Here is an 18157-nt window from a genome sequence, read left to right on the forward strand (position 1 = left end):
TTTCCATGAGCACCACTTCTGCCAGCATCTGTGCGGCGGCTGATCAATTACAGGGTTTTGTCGGTTTCAATGCCAAGATCGGGCGCTATATCGTGCGGTTCTCCGAAGATTCCTTTGGCCTCGACGTGCTCGAACAGAGCATCACCCCCACCTGCGAATTCGTCTGGCGCGCCGTTGCAGGCGAACTGATGAACCTCGATCGCGCGCGTCTGCAGCTGCTGCTGGAGCAAAACATCGATGACCGCCTGAACATCAGCGAACCGCTGCGGGTCTATGTGCGCCGCACCGATATGCCGGAAATCAGCGCCGAGCGCCGACGCCTTCACGCCGGAATGACAGAGTAGCCGCCAACGCCCATGGCCGAATAAGCCCCTGCTTGTTCACTTACGCCCTCACAGCCGCAGCGCGCAGCAGACTAAGCTCGACAGGCCGATTACATTCGCTCAGGAGCCTGCCGATGTTCGATGTGCTGATCAATAACGCGTTGTTTTTCGATGGCAGCGGCGCGCCTGGTGTTGTGCGCCACCTCGGCATCCGTGACGGCAAGTTGGCCTGTATCAGTGCCAGCGCCCTGGATGAAAGCGGCTGTGGCCAGGTTATCGATGCGCAGAACCGCTGGGTGACACCCGGCTTTATCGACATGCATACCCATTACGACGCCGAGATGGTTGCTGCGCCTGCGCTGAAAGAATCGGTACGCCATGGCGTGACCACGGTAATGATCGGCAGCTGCTCAATCAGCATGGTGCTGTCCAGCCCGGAAGACTGCTCGGATCTGTTCACCCGCGTCGAATCCGTGCCACGCGAACATGTGCTGCCGCTGCTGCAGGCGCGCAAGAGCTGGAACAGCGCCGGCGAGTTCGTCGCCTTTCTTGATCAGCATCCACTGGGGCCGAATATCTGCTCCTTCCTCGGCCATTCCGACCTGCGCGTCGCGGTGCTCGGCCTTGAGCGCGCGGTGGACGCCAAAGTACGGCCCAGCGAAAACGAGCTGCAGCAGATGGAACACCTGCTGGAAGAAGCGCTAGACGCCGGACTGTTGGGCCTGTCGAGCATGACCAACCCTTGGGACAAGCTCGATGGTGACCGCCAACGCTCGAAATCCCTACCTTCGGTGTATGCACCCTGGGCTGAGTACGCGCGACTGAACAAAATCCTGCGCAGGCGTGGGCGCATTCATCAGGGCGCGCCAAATCTGGTGACCAAGCTCAATGTGCTGGCCTTTCTCTGGGACAGCATCGGCGGCTGGTGGCGCAAACCGCTGAAGACCACACTGATCACCCTGATGGATGTCAAAGCCGACCCTTGGCTGGCACCGGTGCTTGGCCCGCTGACGCGCTGGATTAACCGCCTGAGCAACGCCGATTTTCGCTGGCAGACTTTGCCGGTGCCGTTCGAAACTTATGCCGACGGCATGGAGTTCGTGGTTTTCGAAGAATTTCCCGCAGGCCAAGCAGCCTTGCACCTGGCTAACCACGACCTGCGTAGCCAACTGTTCCAAGACCCGGCCTATCGCTTGCGCTTTCGCCAGGACGTCGAGAAGAAATTCGGACCAAGGGTCTGGCACCGCGACTTCGACGACGCTTGGATAGTCGATTGCCCGGACGCCAGCGTGGTCGGCAAAAGCGTCGGGGAACTGGCCAAGGCCCGCAACGAACACCCTGCTGACCTGTTTCTCGATTTGCTGGTGGCCCACGGCCCGCGCCTGCGCTGGCGCACCTTGATCGCTAACCATCGCCCCGAAGTGGTGGAAAAACTGGTGTGCGAGCCCAGCACCCTGATCGGCTTTGCAGACTCCGGCGCGCATATCCGCAATATGGCCTTCTACAACTTTGGGGTGCGCCTGCTCAAACTGGTACGCGATGCCGAGTTACGGGGCCAGCCGGTAATGCCGATTGAAACCGCGATTTGGCGTCTGACCGGCGAGCTGGGCGAGTGGTTCGACATCGACGCTGGCAGGCTCTACGAAGGCGCGCGGGCCGACCTGGTGATCATCGATCCTAGCGCGCTGGACGACTCACTGGCCAGTTACCAAGAGGCACCGATGGACGCCTTCGGCGGCTTGCAGCGTATGGTTAACCGCGGTGCGGCGGTGGACGCCGTGCTGATCAACGGGCGGATTGCCTTTCAGCATGACGTGTTTGCTGCCGAGCTGGGGCACAGCCGTGGCTACGGACAATTCCTGCGTAGCAACGTTTAGTCAGGTTGCAGGCATGCAATCTAGCGCATCACGAAGCCGCCCGAGGCTGGCATAATGCACGCCGCACAATCCGGCGAAGCTCCCTTGGTGCCGGCATTGAAAGGACTCACGATCAAAATGCCCCGCATGCTTTCGCCAACTGCCAGGCGCTGGTTTTTAGCCCTTCTGCTCCTGAGCCTGCCACCCTTGCTTCACGCCGATGAAAGCGGCGTTATTCATTTCCCTCGGCGCGCCGATGGCGATGAGTTTCGCTCCATCTATGCACTGGCGCAGCTGCAACTGGCGTTGGATAAAGCCGGCAGCACGCTGCGCCTGGAGCCCTCGCACTACAGCATGGAACAAGAACGTGCGCTGATTAACCTAGAACACAATGAACGCCTCGACGTGGTCTGGAGCATGACCAGCATTGAGCGTGAACAGCGCCTGCTGCCGGTGCGTATCCCACTGGACAAAGGCCTGTTTGGCTGGCGCATTGCTCTGTTGCCCAGTAGCCGCTCGGAGCTCTTCAAGGATGTGCGCACCCTCGATGACCTGCGTCCATTCACGGCAGGCCAGGGCCATGACTGGCCAGACAGCGCCATCCTCCGTGACCATGGCTTGCCGGTTATCACCTCATCCAGTTACGGCAGCCTATTTCGCATGCTGCACGCGCAGCGCTTCGATTACTTTCCGCGCTCGGTGATCGAAATCTGGGATGAGCTGGAGCACCCTCGCGGCAAACAGTTAGTTGCTGATCCACATGTACTGCTGCACTACCCCGCCGCAATGTATTTCTTCTTCTCACGCAAACGCCCGGAGCTGGCGCAAACCGTACGCCTGGGCATGGAAAAAGCGCTTGCCGATGGCTCATTCGAGCGCTTGTTCCAGCAGCATTTCGCCACCAGCCTGCAGCGCGCGCAACTCACACAGCGTCAGGTGATTGAATTGCGCAACCCGCTGCTGCCCAGCGCCACGCCCTTGCAACGACGCGAGCTGTGGTTCACTGCGCCGTCACAGGTACGCTAGGTAAAGACTGAGTGAGGGTGGTTTGCACAACGTTGCGGGTGTGCGCCCCAAAACGCTTGAACAGTTCTACCAGCACCTGTTCCAGCAGTGGGTCTACCTCGGCCGCAACCAGCTGATTGCCTTCGCTAAAGCCTGGAACTGCCGCCGGTTTACCGGCCAGCCACTGGCCGATCACTTCATCCAAAGCATCGGCACTGGCATAGGACTCGGCCGCCACCACCTGCTGTGCGTAGTCCACCGAATAAACCGGATAGCTGTCTTGCGGATTCTGCGTATAAGCCTGCAGCAGCGGGGACGCTGCCTGCTCGGCCATCAACTGCTGCATGCGCTCTAACTGATACTCCTCGATGGCCGTGTGCCGGTCTGCCACCCGCGCAATCGCCGCCAGACGATCTTCGGGGTAACCGGCGGCGCCTTTGAGGGCAATCAGCATCAGTTCGGCCGTGGCAAAGCCCGGCACGGTTTTGGCGTGATAGGGCTGAGTCAGGTCCTGCATGTAGTGCAGGGCCCAACCGAGGAAACGGTAGCCCCAGTAATCATGCCCACTTTGCAAAGCCAGCCGGGCCAAGCCGGTGTACTGGTAGATGCGCCAGTGCGGCAAGGTACGGCGCAGATAGGGTGCTGCCTGAAACACCAGCTCCGGTTCGTGGTAGTAACCGATATGGAACGGCGCCTGGGAGGAATACTCAAAGCGCACATCGCCAAAGGGTTGCACACCGAAGTTGTACTGCTCGCCGACTTCGCCAGGGTTGTCACTGAACAGGTTGATGTCGTGACCATAGTCAGGCTCATCGGCCGCACTGCTCAGCACCTGCACGGCACTCACCGCCTCACCCGGTTGCAGAGCTAGGTAACGCCAGTGGCTCCAGGGGCCAATCTTGCGAAACACCAACACCTGCTCGGCGGCCAAACGCGCGCGACCATCATCAGCCTGACCCGGCAATTGCTGAACAAACGCGGCGAGACGGATGTGCGGATTGACCCGCAACGCTGTAAGGAACGCACTGCGCCTGTCATCTGCAGGCGTGGCCGTGGCGCTAAAACGCAAGGCTTCGGGGCGCGTGGGGTAATCGGGGAAATGCGCTCGGGCAAAGGTTTCCTGCTCATCCAGCAACTGCTCAATGGCCGGCGCCTGGGCGTCGAGAAACGCCTGCAATGGCTCATAGTTCAGTGTGCGCTGCAGTTCGGGTAATGCCTGTAACGCCAGCTGACTGCCCAGCGAATGATTGGACCAGGCCAGCACGTGTAACGGCTGACACAGCAGCCAACAGGCAGACAACAACAGCAATGGCTTCACGGCGACTCCGACAACGACTGATAGGCAAAGACGCGTAGCCTAACGCCAAAGCCGCCACCTGGCACTGTCGTATCAAGTCAGCCCACTCACCAATCGGGCTGAGCTTAAAACCCTGATTAAGCGATAAACACAACTGCTGCCACGATCAACACCGTCACCAGCAATAACACGACACCCAACAGCGGTTTGTTCAGCCGACTGGGTGCCTTGGCGGCAGTAGCCGCCGCATGCATGGGGTTGGCCTGGGAGGCCGTACGGAGCGGGTTGGCAGGGTTGCTCGACGAGCTGGACAGAGGCGCCGGCTTGAGCGCCTTGGGCAAGTCGACGGCGCGCATAAACAAGGTGGCGTCTTCGTCCACAGCTTGCGCCACCGTGCTTTTCGGGCCGATCACCAACAAACTGACCGAGCCCATTTTCAATTGATCACCCGGCTGCAATACGGCCGTCGCGACCTTCTGCTGGTTGACCAACAAGCCATTGGCCGAGGCCAGGTCCTTGACCTCCAGCACGTCGTCTTTGAGGTAGAACTCGCAGTGGCGGCGCGACAACTGCTGGTCGCTGAAACACAACTCGCACTTCACCGAGCGACCAAAGGTCATCGATCCATTGATATGGAATTTCTTGCCTTCGTGCTCGCCCTGAATCACCTGCAGGTACCAGCGTGCGACCTGCTCGGCTTTGGTATTGCTGCGCGCCGGGTCAACCAACAGCAGCTCCACCGTACCAAGGCGCACGCGATCACCGGCGCGTAGCTGAAAACGCGTGCTGATACGGTCGTCATTGACGAATGAACCGCCAGGGCTGCCCACATCGGTCAGGTAGTAGAAGCCATGATCCTGACGAATTTCCGCGTGGAAGGAACCAATACTGGGGTCAGCCAATACCAGACTGTTACGGCTGTCCTGACCGATGGTGAAACGCTCGTCGACCAGCCAGATCGGCGCCTGACGATTATCACTGAAGTGAATTCTGAGCATCTGTGCCACTACCCCAAAGTCAGTTAAATAGCCGCCAGTGAACCGGGTTAAAACTTGTTGCACGTCGCGCCTGTGGCATTGCGCGCACGCACTAAGGAATCAAGGCGCGCATGCTGCCTGCCAATCAATCAGGTAGCAATACGCCAGTATCGTTAGTTAATCAAAAAGGTTGTTCCACAACCGCTTGACTGGGTTGACCGACGTAGGCGCTGACGGCTGAACGCTTGCTGGCTTGCGTCGTGGCGCTTGAGCCAGGCGTACTCGCTGCTCATGACCGTCGAGCAATTGCAGTAACTGCTCGTTAGCGGGCTCTACCTCAAGGCCTTGCTGCACCAGCACCAACGCCAAGGCAAACTCACGGCGCTTGTAGGCGGCTTCACTTTGCTCGATATAGCGCTGCGCCACCCGGTTGATTCCGGCCAAAGCCAACAAGTTATCAGGCTCCCAGGCCAAAACCTGACGGAAGTAATGGGTGGCGCTGTCATCTTCGGGCAGCAGCAATTGCTGATCGGCCAGACGCTGCTCCGCCAGCTGCAAGTACTGGGTGATTCGCGCTTGCAGCACACGGGCCAGGCCGTCTAACGCGATCGGGTTGTTCGCATCAAGCGTTAGCACCTGACGAAACAGATAGTCGGCGTTGTCTTGCGCAGGTTCCAACAGACTACCGCTTTGCAGGCGTAGCTCGGCACGCGCCAGGTAATCACTGATTTGTTGTTGCCGATAAAAATGATAACCGCCGCCGGTGGCGCCGGCTAAGAGCAAAAGACCCACCAGCAGCCAAACCCAGAACTGAGTGCGCGGGCGGCCCTTGGCAGACTTGGCCAGGCTTAATGCGGGGGCAATACGTGTGCTATCCGGGTCATCCTGCGTCAGCTCATCCAGACTGGCGAGCAACACGTTGCAATCGGCAAAACGTTCATCCGGGTCTTTGGCCAGCATGCGTTCAAGCAGCCATTGATAGTGCTGCAACTGTGCAGGCAGCTGCGGCACGTCCATTTGCAGGTGGTTCATCACCGTCTGCGTGTAATTCGCGGCGCGATAAGGATTATTGCCAGTGAGCATTTCCAACAGAATCACCCCCAGGCTGTAAATGTCACTGCGCGCATCCAGGGCCTGACACTGCGCCTGTTCGGGGCTGCTGTACGAAGGACTGCCGACAGCGATGCCGAACTGGGTCAGGTCGGTATCCAGCTCCACTTCCTTGGCCACACCAAAGTCGGTAATAACCGCCGTACCGTCACCACGAAAGAGGATATTGGCCGGCTTGATGTCACGGTGTACCAGGCCTTTGCCATGCACAACCGCCAGCCCACTGGCCACTTGACGAACAATCCGCAGGGCACGCGGTAAGTCGAACACCTCGCCCTTGTGCTGCGCCAGATCGCCGCCCGGCACAAATTCCATGGCCAAGTAATGGCGACCATCGGCCAGCTGGTCGATGTCATAGATGGTGATGATCGAGGGATGATGCAGGGACGCCACGATGTGGCCTTCCTTGATAAAGCGCTGACTGAACGCTTGATCATCAGCGCTCAGCAGTACTTTGATCGCCACCTTGCGGTGCAGCGACGCCTGGGTGGCCAGGTAAACCTCGGCCATGCCGCCTGTGCCGAGGCGACCATGCACCTGGTAACCGGGAATATCGAGCAGTTGTTCAGTCATGGGATTAGTGGGCATCGGCAGGTTAAGGCTAACGGGAGGTGAATAAACGACTGAGCAAGCCACGGGGCTTACGCGCAACGCTGGGCGCAGCGGCATCACGCCCCAGCACGATACAGGAGATATTGTCCTTGCCACCCATGTCGTTAGCCCGCGCCAACAGCTGGTTCACCAGTTCATCAAGGGTCTGAGCGCTGCTGCACAGTTGCTGAATCTGCGCGTCTTCGAGTTCGCCCGTCAGGCCGTCGCTGCACAGCAGCAGCAATTCATGCTCACCGAGCACGCCGTGGTGCAGACCAACCTGCAACGGCTGATCATCACGGCCCAGGCACTGCAGAATGACATTGCGCTGCGGATGACTGCGCGCTGTCTCTGGGCTCATTTGTCCAGCATCGATCATGGCCTGCACCCAGCTGTGATCGTGGGTTACACGCTCGATATGCCCGGCGCTGACCCGATAGGCACGGCTGTCGCCCACCCAAGCAATGTTGAACGCAGCCCCATTGAAACGCACCGCCACCAGGGTCGTGCCCATGCCCTGGTGTTCTTCAGTGCGCGCCACGGCGAGCACTTCACGATTGGCCGCATGCACCGCATCCGCCAGTTCCAACCCATCCGCGCACCCTGCCTGCAGCGTATCTAACGCTAAGGCACTGGCCACTTCGCCGCACTGATGCCCGCCCATGCCATCGGCAATCGCCCATAGACTCAGCTGTGGGCAGCACAACAGGGCATCTTCGTTGTGCCCACGCACCCGTCCAGGCACGCTCTGGCCGGCATAAATCAGCCTCTGTTCCATCAACGTCTCGACATAGGAGTTCAACAGTCACCCAGCAGCCTGGCTGCACGCGGCGTAATGAGCCCATGATGCGGCGGCAAACTCAGGCTGTCACCGCCAGCCGCCGATTTTGCCGGTGAATTGTTAACCAGTCGAACCCAAGTCGGCTATCTGGATAACTGGATAACGCCTCAGCTATTCGCCCCGCATGGGCGTAGACTCGAAACACCAGCCTCGCCTCACAGCGAGGGGATGGCCCGCTCCAGCATATTCAACCACGACATTGTCAGAGGTGAAGGTCATGAGCAAAGGTATGGACTCAAAGAAACAAGTGAAGAAAAAACCGCTGAAAACCGCCGGCGAAAAACGCCTGGATAAAAAAGGCAAGCAAGGCGCGAAGACCGTACTCGGCAGCAGCGCCATCAACGCCTGAAACACTGGCCTGAGGCGAGCATCGCGCTTGCACTCAGGCATCAATAACCGCAAGACACTCAGCCACCATGCACTACCGCCAACTCCCCGCCTCGCTCAAACCACTGGCCGACACCTTCTACCGCAGCCAACGCTCCGCCATGCGCGCCACGACCGGCGCACAGCTATGGGTGGCTGAGAAACAGGGAATAATGGCAGCGCTGTGCCTACAGCCCGTCGCGCACGGCCATTGGCTGACCAGCTTGCTGGTGGCCACGTCACAACGCGGCCAAGGCGTGGCCCGACAGCTACTCACCACAGCCCAGGCCAACTGCGCCACACCCGTCTGGTTGTTCTGCCACCCGCAGTTAAGCGACTTCTACCAGCGCCTGGGCTTTGTTCCATGCAACGACCTGCCTCAACCGTTGGCTGAACGCCTTACTCGCTATCAACGCCATAAAAGCTTGGTGGCATTCTCACGCGCGCCCGGCTTGGCCACTGCAGCACAACGCCTGGAACCTTAGTACTAGGTAGGCGGAGCCCATTGGGCAGATAGCACGCCATACCGGCACTCTGCTCGAATTTACTATTGCCATCGCCAAGACAAGCTCTGCATGCTTAGCTCATAACAATGACAACAGTGGCTTTTACTATGCGTATATCGCGGTTGCTCAGGCGCCTGCGTAGCGACTTTCAGTTATCCATCATTACCTTGATGGGCCTGTTTGGCGTGATTGGCGTTACCCCGTATGCCGTCTACCGGCTAACCACCGGTAACTACCTGGTAGGCTCGGCCGACACGGTGATTGTCGTGTCCACCGTGCTCGCGGTGCTCTACGCCTGGCGTACGGGCGACACCATCAAACCCGGCATCTACCTGGCCACTATTTTCTCTGCCGGCTCAACCTTGATCGCCATCAATTTAGGGGTCAACGGCCTGTTCTGGATCTACCCACTGATTCTCTTCAATTTTTTTATGGTGTCACCAGGCAAAGCCTTGTTAGCGACCCTTCTGGTACTCGTAAGCCTGGTCGCTTATGGGCAGCACAATCCTGGCGCGGTGTTCGAAAGCGACTACCAAATGGTTTCATTTCTGGTGACCAGCATGATGGCCAGCGTGCTCAGCTTTGTTTTTGCCTACCGCACCACCAGCCAGCGCGACCAACTGCAGCAGTTGGCCATCCATGATCCGCTGACCGGCGCACGCAACCGGCGGGCGATGAATGAAGAGCTGAAGATTGCGGCGTCCAGCCACCGCCGCCACGGTAATAGCTATGCCGTACTAACCATGGACCTCGATCATTTCAAGCGGGTCAACGACAACTATGGCCATCAGGCCGGCGACCAGGTGCTGGTGGATTTTGTCGAGCTGATCAAAAACTCCTCGCGTAAGGAAGACCGCCTGTTCCGCTTCGGCGGTGAAGAATTCCTCCTCCTGCTGCCCAACACTGACCGTGTAGGCTTATTGGCGGCCGCGCAACAACTGCAACAACAAGTGGCACACAACCTACGCAGCCCAGGCGGAGCGGTGACCATGTCCGTCGGCGGCGCCATACTGCGCCGTGACGAGCATTGGGAAGACATGCTGGAACGTGCCGATCAACGCCTGTACCGCGCCAAAAGTGCTGGACGCAACTGCGTGGTAATCGCTGATGAAGTCGATTCAACCAATGGTGTGCCTACCGCCTAATCTCAAGACTTATGTTTGCTTACAACTTGCGGCGAAAAAACCACGACCCGCTGTCCGCAACCCTGTAACAACTCGGGCCTCTCTCTGTCTATTGGCCACACCTCCTCGAGAGCACCGCCATGAAAAGACGCTCCCTGCTCAAGGCCATGGCCCTATTGCCGGCCTTGCCCCTGCTCGGCCACGCCCCGCTCAGCCTGGCACAAGCCATCGCCAACAGCGTGACCCCGCTGAACAAACCTCATCGTGACTGGCGCGACCTGCTGACACCCGACGCCTACGCCGTGCTCTTCGAAGAAGACACCGAAGCGCCCGGTAGCAGCGCACTGAATCAGGAAAAACGCGACGGCACCTATATCTGCGCAGCCTGCTACTTGCCGCTATTCGCCAGCCAAGACAAGTATGAAAGCGGCACCGGCTGGCCCAGCTTTACCCAGCCTATTGCCGGCCATATGGGGCAAAAACGCGACTTCAAACTGTTTTTCCCTCGCACCGAATACCATTGCGCCCGCTGCGGCGGGCATCAGGGACACGTATTTGATGACGGTCCAAAACCGCGAGGTGAGCGCTGGTGCAACAACGGCGTGGCGTTGCGCTTTATCGCCGCAAGCGAATCCTTACCTGAACTGCGGAGCTGAACATGAACGCTATGAATACTGCTTGGCGCCGCCGTTTACTCGCCAGCGCTGCGCTCATCCTAGGCGGCCTGCTGGCCGCCTGTGAACCGACAGCTGCGCAGGTACCGCAGCCAGAGGTCAGCAAACCAACAGTGGAAGATTCCGGCGTGGCGATCTTTGCCGGCGGCTGCTTCTGGTGCACTGAAGCGGATTTCGACAAGGTACCCGGAGTGATTGAAACCACCTCAGGCTACATCGGCGGCCACGTCGACAACCCCACCTACGAGCAAGTATCCGCCGGCAATAGCGGGCATATTGAAGCCGTTCGCGTGCGCTTTGATCCGAGCAAAACCAACTACGCCAAGCTGCTGGAAGCCTTCTGGCCGACCATCGACCCGATCACCGCCAACGCCCAGTTTTGCGATCGCGGCTCGCAGTACCGCAGCGCGATTTTCTACAGCAACCCAGAAGAACAGAAACTGGCTACAGCCTCCAAAGACGCCCTGGAAAAATCTGGACGCCTGCCAGCACCGGTAGTGACCGAGATCCTCGCGGCCAGCACCTTTTACTCAGCCGAGGACTACCACCAGGACTATTACCTGCGTAACCCGCTGCGCTACAACTACTACCGCAACGGCTGCGGCCGTGACCAACGCCTGGAGCAGCTCTGGGGCAAGAAGTAATAAACCCGCGCATCAGCCGGCACTTGCGACAGCTGATACGCGCCTATTCAGCCGCTGATTCAATGAGGCGACAGTGGCTGTTTACGCTATGGTGAAGCCACATATTTTCAAGTGACCACGCCATGACCCCATTGAAACCCCTGTTCAAACTGACCTCGCTGATTGCCCTGGGCGGCTGGCTGATGCTGGTCTGCCTGCCATTCTGGACCTACACCGATGAACTGGTACTGGGGCTCAGCGTGGTACTGCTGGCCATTGTTTATAGTTGGCTGCTATTCGCTGCAATGCGCCAGCGGCCTGAGCCGGGTAGCGGCAAGCCAGGTTTCTTCAGTTTGGGAGGTGTACTTTCGCTGCTGCGCCAACCCACGGCCGCACTGGCAGCCTGGGTGCATATCTTGGCGTTTGATCTGATGGTCGGGCTGTATATCCGCCACGAAGGCGCCATCGCGGGCATCAGCCACTGGGCGCTGCTGCCTTGCTATGTGCTGACGCTGATGTTCGGACCGTTGGGTTTGCTCGCGTTTCTGGGGTTACGCTGGGGCTTGGTCGTAGCGGCCTAAGCTAACGGCGGCGCTCATAGTATTCAGTGCTCAGTCCTGGAGACTGCTGCACCTGGTAGCCATTGGGGTACTCGATTGTTTGCTTGATCGTTCCGCGACTTTCTATCGACTGGCTGCCGTAGCCCTGCTCATGGCGCTGCAGGCCGTTGGGTAAGTGCTGCCCGCCGTAGAGGTTATGGCTTTCGCTGGTTTGCGAGCTGCCGATGCTGCCGCTGGCGCCGGGGCTGACATAGGTTTTCGGAATTACCCGCAGCGTCTGCGACGCCTGCTGCTCGGCATACAGCGGCGTCACCAGCAATAACCCCACCAGACTGACCACATACCTGCCTATCGTCATCACAACCTCTGCGCCGTCAGCGCGAAACGAACCTGAATATTTGGCAACAGGATCACGCCTGCGGTTCCAACCACTGATCCAGCTAAGGCGTCGTTAGACCTTAAGGCAAGCTCTAGCGCAGCACCGGGATTAGCACAGGACCCAGCATTTACGTACCCGCCTCTTTCATTTCGCGATACCCGTCCCGCTTAGTCGGGCGGCTTTTCATTACTATCAACGGCTCTGCATTTGCATACCGGGCCTCGCCAACACAATGACTATCCGCATCGCTTTACTGCTTCTGTGCTGCTTGCCCGGCCTGGTGGTGGCTGACCAAATCAGTTGCAGGGCGGTTTCTATCAGTGAAGGGGACACGTTCACCTGCCTGAGCACCGAGAACAAGCGCCTGCGGGTACGCCTTGCAGAAATCGACGCCCCAGAAAGAAAGCAGCCGTATGGTGCCGAAGCCAAGCAGGTACTTTCGGATCTAATCCTTGAGAAGCAACTTATCTTGCATATTCAAGCGCTGGACCGCTATGGCAGGACGCTGGCTCGCGCCTACGTTGGTGGCCGCGATGTGAATTACATCTTGGTCGAACAAGGCGCGGCCTGGGCCTATACCAAGCAACTCAAGGACCACCGCCTGCAAGATGCCGAGACGCTGGCACGCAACATGGGCAAAGGCCTTTGGCGTCTGCCCGCCCAATCCATCGTCGCGCCTTGGGATTGGCGTTATGCCGGCAGAATATCTACACCGCAAAAAACCAAACCAAGCAAAACGGCGTCATTTTCTCAGTTTGGCGGCGGCTGACAGACGGCTAAAAATGCAAGCGTGCCGCCCCAGCCAGGCGACTACTAGTGATCACTTGCTGGGCAACTCGATACGGTCTTCGTGGATCACGATGCGACCCTGCTTGTACAGACCGCCAATGGCTTTCTTGAAGTTGCCTTTGCTGACTCGAAACAGCCCGGCAATTTCTTCCGGCGAGCTTTTGTCATTTACCTTGAGTACGCCGCCATGCTCACGCAACGTGGCCAAGATCTGCTCGCCCAAGCTACTGGCCGCTTCTTGACCAACCGGCTGCAGGCTGAGGCTGATCTTGCCGTCGGCGCGCACTTCCTTGATAAAGCCTTTTTCCTGCATACCGCCGCGCATGAACTTGAACAGCTCATTTTTATGAATCAGGCCCCAGTGCTTACCGTTGATAATGGCCTTGAAACCCATGTCAGTAGGTTCAACCACCAGCAGGTCAACTTCTTGGCCCGCCACGTAATTCGCCGGCACGATATCCAGATAACGATCCAGGCGCGCGGTCGCGGTTATACGCTTGCTGCGCTTATCGAGAAATACGTGGACCACACAATAATCGCCCACCTGCAGCGGACGCTTTTCTTCGGAGTGCGGCAGCAATAAATCTTTCGGCAAACCCCAATTAAGAACGGGACCACTCGGTTTATATCCACAAGTCTCAAACTTGCACCAACCTAAACTTATGTCGCCATCCGCCCCCCGCAGCAGAAAATTGCTATTTACGAAAGAGCCTTCTAATGCGACAACATTTATAGTGGATTAACTCCTAAAACCGAGACCTTTACAATTGAGCCGGGGCTACCGGAGAGATACTTAGTAAAAGTCTCAACGAAGCCCCACTCCCCAACTGACGTACTGACATTCATATCTATTACGCACCCTGGCGCCTCAGCAGGCATGAAATACTTTACCCTGTAACTATCCTTATTAAATATTTTATAGAGCTCTTTAATGTCTGAAACTGGATTTTGTGAATCTCCCAGCGGCAATTGATTCGTCTCACCGTAGGCTCGATAAAATATGTGCCCATACTCATAACCTGTTAACACGCCTACTCCTGCGCTTTTAATATTGATCGCACAAGAGGGGAGATAACTGAGATTTTTAATTTCATTTATCATTCCGCGCTGAAAAAGCACCTCTTTCATCTTCCCCTCATGTGCATAAATATTAATTGCACACGCATACATCAATATCACCATTAGCGCCAGGATTCTTAAACGAGGCGCCTCCACTAGGGGCTGCAAAATTGCAGGCAGTAGTAAAACTGCAAAAACAGTGCTGGTAAATGTGAACCGCAGAGACTCACCGTGCATCAATCCGATCTCTGAAAAGCTTGGAATTTTATTTACTGCAATATAAGCAACACCATTGAGCAACACCCCAACCAAAATAATCAAAATCATGTATAGCGCTTTTTTATCCGGGCGAAAATATAGAGCTAAGCCAGCGACCAAAAAACTCGGAAAATAAAGAAGCACAAAGTACTCAACCATCCTAAAATAACCACCGACAGCAAACATATGCTCAAGATGGATTTTGTTGTAGCTTTCGTAAAGCCCATGAGTTGGAAACAAATTTCTAAGCGCAAAAAAACCGAAAGCAATAATTAATATGAAGCCGATATTTATAATTCTGTCTTTTATTTTTACATGGTTAAACATGCAATCCAGAAGTATGAGCGATATAGAAAGCGGCGCATTCGAAGACTGCTGGAATGACAAGAGAAGCAACGGAACACACAACACCAACGCTTTTCGATCAAGGATATATCTAGTGCATATTAGCGTCACAAACAAAGTGAGCGAGTGCATCAAGTAGATATTAGAATAGTACAAAACCCAAGCAGGAGACATGTAAAAAAGTATTGCCGTATAAAATCTTACTTCCCGATCCACATTGAAATATCTTTCAGAAATCCTGACTACCTCACCTGCCGATAGAATAAGAAAAAACACAGTAACCAACTTAGCAAGAAGATCGTAACTAACAGCCCCACGGAAAATATAGATGGCATCATATATATACGGAGTGAAGAATAACCCAGCCTCACTGAACCACTCATGATATACATCGGGCCGATCGAGGGATATAGCATGCGAGATAATTACACCATCCCACAAGTCTGTAGCCATAGTCAGAAAACCAACCATCCCGACAATGAGAGTAATTGCAATAAAAAAATTACCACAGAAAGCTGCGAGCCTTATTTGAAAGTTTATCTCTTTAATTTTTTCCCAAAACTTATCAAAAACCAATGCTTTCAGAGAGTACATCTCTAGGCCTTTAAGGTGTAAGTATTCGATTTCGAATAAACATTATGTCATTCATGAATATTGCAGGAGCTGAATGCAGCATAGTTTTTGAATTACGGCTGGCGCATCATGCCGAAAGGCCATGACTTTGTGCATTACCTCTCTCATAGCGTTAATAGGATACTGGGAGCGCCGAACTACTTACAAGAACGATTGCGCGATTAGACCCAACATTATCTAACTCTGCCTGCCTGTGTGCAAGTGTTGTGATCAACAAAATCCGGGTACTGGCTTAGTGTTCATCCGGCCACTAATTCGGCCTCCACTGGCGTTTTGTATACATTGTAGCCGTGTGGCCGTTGATGGTTGCAGTAGTCCGTCAGGTAGCGCAGCACGTCTGCCTAAGCCCGGTCTTAGTTGGTATAGCCATGCTCTGCATCCACTCTGTTTTCAGGCCTTTGAAGAAACGCTCCATAAACGCGTTATTCCAGTAGTTACTACGGCGACTCATGCTCTGCTGGTAGCGCCACAGCATTTGGCGGAACTCAATGCTGGCGTAAGGACTGCCTTAATCAGAGGGAAGCATCAGCTGTAGGTCACGCGCAAAGCACGAGCTGCGAACCTTGAGCCCGGTCGATTGGAGAGCACCCAGCCTACAATGCAGCACGCATACAGACCCATGATCTGCCACCCGATAGATCCAGCGATTGCCCGCCCAGATGTAAGTGACATCACCGCATCACACCACACTTGATTAGGGCCGCTCACGGTGAGCTTTCGATTTAGTTCATTCGCAGCGATGGCACTTTCACCCTCAACCCTGCGATAGCGATGCTTGCGGCATTGCAAGCTGAACATCCAAGCCTGTTTCATCAGGCGGCCAGCCAAGAACCGTCCCACCGCGACACCTTGTATCCGCAGCGCCGCTAACAACGTTCTTGCACCTACTGAACTACGACTCAACAGATGAAACTCAGTGGCTAGCTGACTCAATGCTATCCGCCGATGATTTACCCGGCGAGGTCGCGTAGACACTGCTGTAGACACTGCTACGATTTACTCCAAACACTCGGTACGGTTCGGCTCGTGGATATCGCTCTCCCAAACGCAGATAGCTACGTAGCGCGGCGATCTCTCGATCTGGATGGAAGCTGGCACGCAGCAAACCACAGGCATGCAATCGCTGAATCCACTGTGAATCATTAACGTCGGTTTACCTCCAGATACTGCGCGGGCGCCCCGTACATTAGCCAGCACGACATGCAGACCGTGGGTCTCCAGAATTTCGTAGACCGGAATCCGATACACCCCGGTCGACTTCATCGCCACCATGGTAATTCAAAGATTACCCAGCCAGTCGGCCATTTGCTTCAGGCCAGTAGTAAATGCCTGAAAGGTTCGAACTGGCACCGCGGCGAGGCCAGCCGGGACCACCACCACATGGAAGCGCAAACCAACGTCGATGCCTGCGGCACTTTTCTGAATTATAGGTAGCCCGTGGCGTTCAGAGCTTATTTTTCATCAGAACCCTCCTACATAAGAGACGCTGAATGGAGATGAATCACCCCTAATTTCGTAGACACCTCCAAGCCTCACAATACGGCTCATTAAGAGGTGCCATGAGTAACTCGCGTTATCCCGAAGAATTCAAAATAGAAGCAGTCAAGCAGGTCACTGAACGAGGCCTGCCTGTAGCTGAGGTCGCTGCTCGTTTAGGCATGTCGACACATAGCCTATATGCCTGAAGCGTTACAGCAAGCCCGCGGAGCAACGCCTGCAAGAGGACGATCAGCACGCTGAGTTACGTCGCCTGCGTGCCGAACTCAAGCGTGTTACTGAAGAGCGAGACATCCTAAAAAAGGCCGACGCGTACTTTGCCAAGGAGTGCGGCTGAAGTACGCCTTCATCAATAGCTATCCGTGGATTACCCGGTTCGTCGTCTGTGCCTGACTTTGAAAGTCCATACCAGCGGTTACTACGCCTGGCTTGCTGAGCCGAAGTGAGCGCGCCTGGGATGATCAGCGACTACTGGGTTTGATCAAACACCCTTGCCTGGAAAGCGGTTGTGTCTACGAGTACCGAAAAGTCTATGACGATCTGCGTGAGCTTGGAGAGCCGTACGGCAGGAATCGCGTTGCTCGGTTGATGCGTCAGCAAGGGCTGCGTTCGCAGACGGGTTATCGGCGAAGGCCGAGGCGTTATGGTGGCAAGTCTCCAGTCGCCTCACCGAATCGTCTGGAGCGCAAATTCAATGTCACCGACCCCAACAAAGTTTGGGTCACAGACATAACTAATATCCGCACTCACGAGGGCTAGTTGTTTTTGGCAGTGGTGCTCGATCTGTTTTCGCGGCAGGTCATTGGCTGGTCGATGAAGCCGCAGATGACGAGTGATCTAGCCATCGTTGCATTGCTGATGGCGGTTTGGCGACGTAAGCCAAAACAGGAAATGATGATTCACTCAGATCAAGGCAGCCAGCTCAGCAGCGGCGATTGGAAAAGTTTCGTGAAAGCCAACAACTTGCTTGGCAGCATGAGCCGGCGCGGTAACTGTCACGGCAATGCGGTGGCTGAAAGCTTTTCCAGCTACTGAAGCGTGAACAGATCAAGCGAAAATTCTACAACGCTAGGCAGGATGCCCGGGCCGATGTGTTCGACTACATCGAGATGTTCTACAACCCAAAATGACGGCATGGTTTCAACAATCAGCTGTCGCCGGTAGAGTTTGAAAAGCGCTATTTCCAGAGCTTGGAGAGCGTCTAGAAAACCAGGGGCGATTCAGGACTCGGGGCAAATCACATTCCTAAACGGGGTCACGGAACGCACCACCACTAACGAGCCCGCAGCTTCCCCTGGTCAGGTTTTTTTGACGAGGACTTAGCCTCCAAAAAGCAGAGGACCA

16 protein-coding genes and 3 pseudogenes are annotated in these 18157 nt (G+C 56.1%); 11 read left to right on the top strand and 8 right to left on the bottom strand.

Annotated elements, in window-relative coordinates:
- Window positions 1–5: 5 nt before the first annotated feature.
- From D8779_RS01590 to D8779_RS01600, 3 genes are all read left to right on the top strand, one after another.
- Entirely contained in the window at window positions 6–344 is a 339-nt protein-coding gene (locus tag D8779_RS01590; protein ID WP_136662725.1) for a DUF2025 family protein, read from the top strand.
- A gap of 113 nt (window positions 345–457) precedes the next feature.
- A complete protein-coding gene (locus tag D8779_RS01595; protein WP_240789663.1) occupies window positions 458–2200 on the top strand; it encodes an N-acyl-D-amino-acid deacylase family protein in 1743 nt (580 codons plus the stop codon).
- Window positions 2201–2317: 117 nt separating this feature from the next.
- Entirely contained in the window at window positions 2318–3205 is an 888-nt protein-coding gene (locus D8779_RS01600; protein ID WP_205895770.1) for a hypothetical protein, read from the top strand.
- On the opposite strand, the gene D8779_RS01605 is transcribed toward D8779_RS01600, so the two are convergent.
- The 4 genes from D8779_RS01605 to D8779_RS01620 all read right to left on the bottom strand — a co-directional run bounded on the left by D8779_RS01605 (window position 3180) and on the right by D8779_RS01620 (window position 7937).
- Window positions 3180–4502, bottom strand: coding sequence for a phospholipase C/P1 nuclease family protein (locus tag D8779_RS01605; protein WP_136662726.1), 1323 nt, complete (start codon window positions 4500–4502; stop codon window positions 3180–3182). The genes D8779_RS01600 and D8779_RS01605 overlap by 26 nt on opposite strands.
- A 116-nt stretch (window positions 4503–4618) precedes the next feature.
- Window positions 4619–5479, bottom strand: coding sequence for an FHA domain-containing protein (locus D8779_RS01610; protein ID WP_136662727.1), 861 nt, complete (start codon window positions 5477–5479; stop codon window positions 4619–4621).
- A 156-nt stretch (window positions 5480–5635) separates the two neighbouring features.
- Window positions 5636–7141: a serine/threonine-protein kinase gene (locus D8779_RS01615; protein ID WP_136662728.1), complete on the bottom strand. Its 1506-nt coding sequence runs from the start codon at window positions 7139–7141 to the stop codon at window positions 5636–5638.
- A gap of 28 nt (window positions 7142–7169) precedes the next feature.
- Complete coding sequence (locus tag D8779_RS01620; protein ID WP_136662729.1) at window positions 7170–7937, bottom strand: PP2C family protein-serine/threonine phosphatase; 768 nt, start codon at window positions 7935–7937, stop codon at window positions 7170–7172.
- Window positions 7938–8217: 280 nt separating this feature from the next.
- Here D8779_RS01620 and D8779_RS20890 point away from each other — a divergent pair, with 280 nt between their 5' ends.
- The 6 genes from D8779_RS20890 to D8779_RS01645 all read left to right on the top strand — a co-directional run bounded on the left by D8779_RS20890 (window position 8218) and on the right by D8779_RS01645 (window position 11874).
- Window positions 8218–8349 (top strand): hypothetical protein, encoded by a 132-nt coding sequence (locus D8779_RS20890; protein WP_276605877.1) that lies wholly within the window; start codon window positions 8218–8220, stop codon window positions 8347–8349.
- 67 nt (window positions 8350–8416) lie between these two features.
- A complete protein-coding gene (locus D8779_RS01625; RefSeq protein ID WP_136662730.1) occupies window positions 8417–8851 on the top strand; it encodes a GNAT family N-acetyltransferase in 435 nt (144 codons plus the stop codon).
- 128 nt (window positions 8852–8979) lie between these two features.
- Window positions 8980–10017: a GGDEF domain-containing protein gene (locus D8779_RS01630; RefSeq protein WP_136662731.1), complete on the top strand. Its 1038-nt coding sequence runs from the start codon at window positions 8980–8982 to the stop codon at window positions 10015–10017.
- A 119-nt stretch (window positions 10018–10136) separates the two neighbouring features.
- Window positions 10137–10652 carry a peptide-methionine (R)-S-oxide reductase MsrB gene (gene msrB / locus D8779_RS01635; RefSeq protein WP_136662732.1) on the top strand — a complete coding sequence of 172 codons (516 nt, stop codon included), beginning with the start codon at window positions 10137–10139 and terminating at the stop codon, window positions 10650–10652.
- Window positions 10653–10654: 2 nt separating this feature from the next.
- Window positions 10655–11314 carry a peptide-methionine (S)-S-oxide reductase MsrA gene (msrA, locus tag D8779_RS01640; protein ID WP_240789664.1) on the top strand — a complete coding sequence of 220 codons (660 nt, stop codon included), beginning with the start codon at window positions 10655–10657 and terminating at the stop codon, window positions 11312–11314.
- A 122-nt stretch (window positions 11315–11436) separates the two neighbouring features.
- Complete coding sequence (locus D8779_RS01645) at window positions 11437–11874, top strand: ABA4-like family protein (protein ID WP_136662733.1); 438 nt, start codon at window positions 11437–11439, stop codon at window positions 11872–11874.
- 1 nt (window position 11875) lies between these two features.
- On the opposite strand, the gene D8779_RS01650 is transcribed toward D8779_RS01645, so the two are convergent.
- Entirely contained in the window at window positions 11876–12211 is a 336-nt protein-coding gene (locus D8779_RS01650) for a hypothetical protein (protein WP_136662734.1), read from the bottom strand.
- A gap of 289 nt (window positions 12212–12500) precedes the next feature.
- Here D8779_RS01650 and D8779_RS01655 point away from each other — a divergent pair, with 289 nt between their 5' ends.
- Window positions 12501–13001, top strand: coding sequence for a thermonuclease family protein (locus tag D8779_RS01655; RefSeq protein ID WP_240789665.1), 501 nt, complete (start codon window positions 12501–12503; stop codon window positions 12999–13001).
- Between the two features lie 51 nt (window positions 13002–13052).
- Here the strand turns inward: D8779_RS01655 and D8779_RS01660 are convergent.
- From D8779_RS01660 to D8779_RS21220, 3 genes and pseudogenes are all read right to left on the bottom strand, one after another.
- A pseudogene (locus D8779_RS01660) lies at window positions 13053–13669 on the bottom strand (CvfB family protein); the annotation flags it as partial.
- An 81-nt stretch (window positions 13670–13750) separates the two neighbouring features.
- The gene (locus D8779_RS01665; protein ID WP_136662736.1) at window positions 13751–15277 is read right to left on the bottom strand and encodes a hypothetical protein; all 1527 of its coding nucleotides are present in this window, start codon (window positions 15275–15277) and stop codon (window positions 13751–13753) included.
- Between the two features lie 1069 nt (window positions 15278–16346).
- Window positions 16347–16771 (bottom strand): annotated as a pseudogene (locus D8779_RS21220) (IS110 family transposase); the annotation flags it as partial.
- 104 nt (window positions 16772–16875) lie between these two features.
- On the opposite strand from D8779_RS21220, the pseudogene D8779_RS01675 reads away from it, so the two are divergent.
- Window positions 16876–18018: pseudogene (locus D8779_RS01675) on the top strand (IS3 family transposase).
- Window positions 18019–18157: the final 139 nt, after the last annotated feature.

The organism is Pseudomonas leptonychotis, assembly GCF_004920405.1.
Lineage (GTDB): Bacteria > Pseudomonadota > Gammaproteobacteria > Pseudomonadales > Pseudomonadaceae > Aquipseudomonas > Aquipseudomonas leptonychotis.

Bases quoted from the DNA above. Each gene is read 5' to 3' on its own strand.
- D8779_RS01620 (WP_136662729.1), bottom strand. From the start codon at position 7,937: ATGGAACAGAGGCTGATTTATGCCGGCCAGAGCGTGCCTGGACGGGTG.
- msrB (WP_136662732.1), top strand. From the start codon at position 10,137: ATGAAAAGACGCTCCCTGCTCAAGGCCATGGCCCTATTGCCGGCCTTG.
- D8779_RS01650 (WP_136662734.1), bottom strand. From the start codon at position 12,211: ATGACGATAGGCAGGTATGTGGTCAGTCTGGTGGGGTTATTGCTGGTG.
- D8779_RS01665 (WP_136662736.1), bottom strand. From the start codon at position 15,277: ATGTACTCTCTGAAAGCATTGGTTTTTGATAAGTTTTGGGAAAAAATT.
- D8779_RS01630 (WP_136662731.1), top strand. From the start codon at position 8,980: ATGCGTATATCGCGGTTGCTCAGGCGCCTGCGTAGCGACTTTCAGTTA.
- D8779_RS01645 (WP_136662733.1), top strand. From the start codon at position 11,437: ATGACCCCATTGAAACCCCTGTTCAAACTGACCTCGCTGATTGCCCTG.
- D8779_RS01625 (WP_136662730.1), top strand. From the start codon at position 8,417: ATGCACTACCGCCAACTCCCCGCCTCGCTCAAACCACTGGCCGACACC.
- D8779_RS01610 (WP_136662727.1), bottom strand. From the start codon at position 5,479: ATGCTCAGAATTCACTTCAGTGATAATCGTCAGGCGCCGATCTGGCTG.
- D8779_RS20890 (WP_276605877.1), top strand. From the start codon at position 8,218: ATGAGCAAAGGTATGGACTCAAAGAAACAAGTGAAGAAAAAACCGCTG.
- D8779_RS01615 (WP_136662728.1), bottom strand. From the start codon at position 7,141: ATGACTGAACAACTGCTCGATATTCCCGGTTACCAGGTGCATGGTCGC.
- D8779_RS01590 (WP_136662725.1), top strand. From the start codon at position 6: ATGAGCACCACTTCTGCCAGCATCTGTGCGGCGGCTGATCAATTACAG.
- D8779_RS01595 (WP_240789663.1), top strand. From the start codon at position 458: ATGTTCGATGTGCTGATCAATAACGCGTTGTTTTTCGATGGCAGCGGC.
- msrA (WP_240789664.1), top strand. From the start codon at position 10,655: ATGAACGCTATGAATACTGCTTGGCGCCGCCGTTTACTCGCCAGCGCT.
- D8779_RS01600 (WP_205895770.1), top strand. From the start codon at position 2,318: ATGCCCCGCATGCTTTCGCCAACTGCCAGGCGCTGGTTTTTAGCCCTT.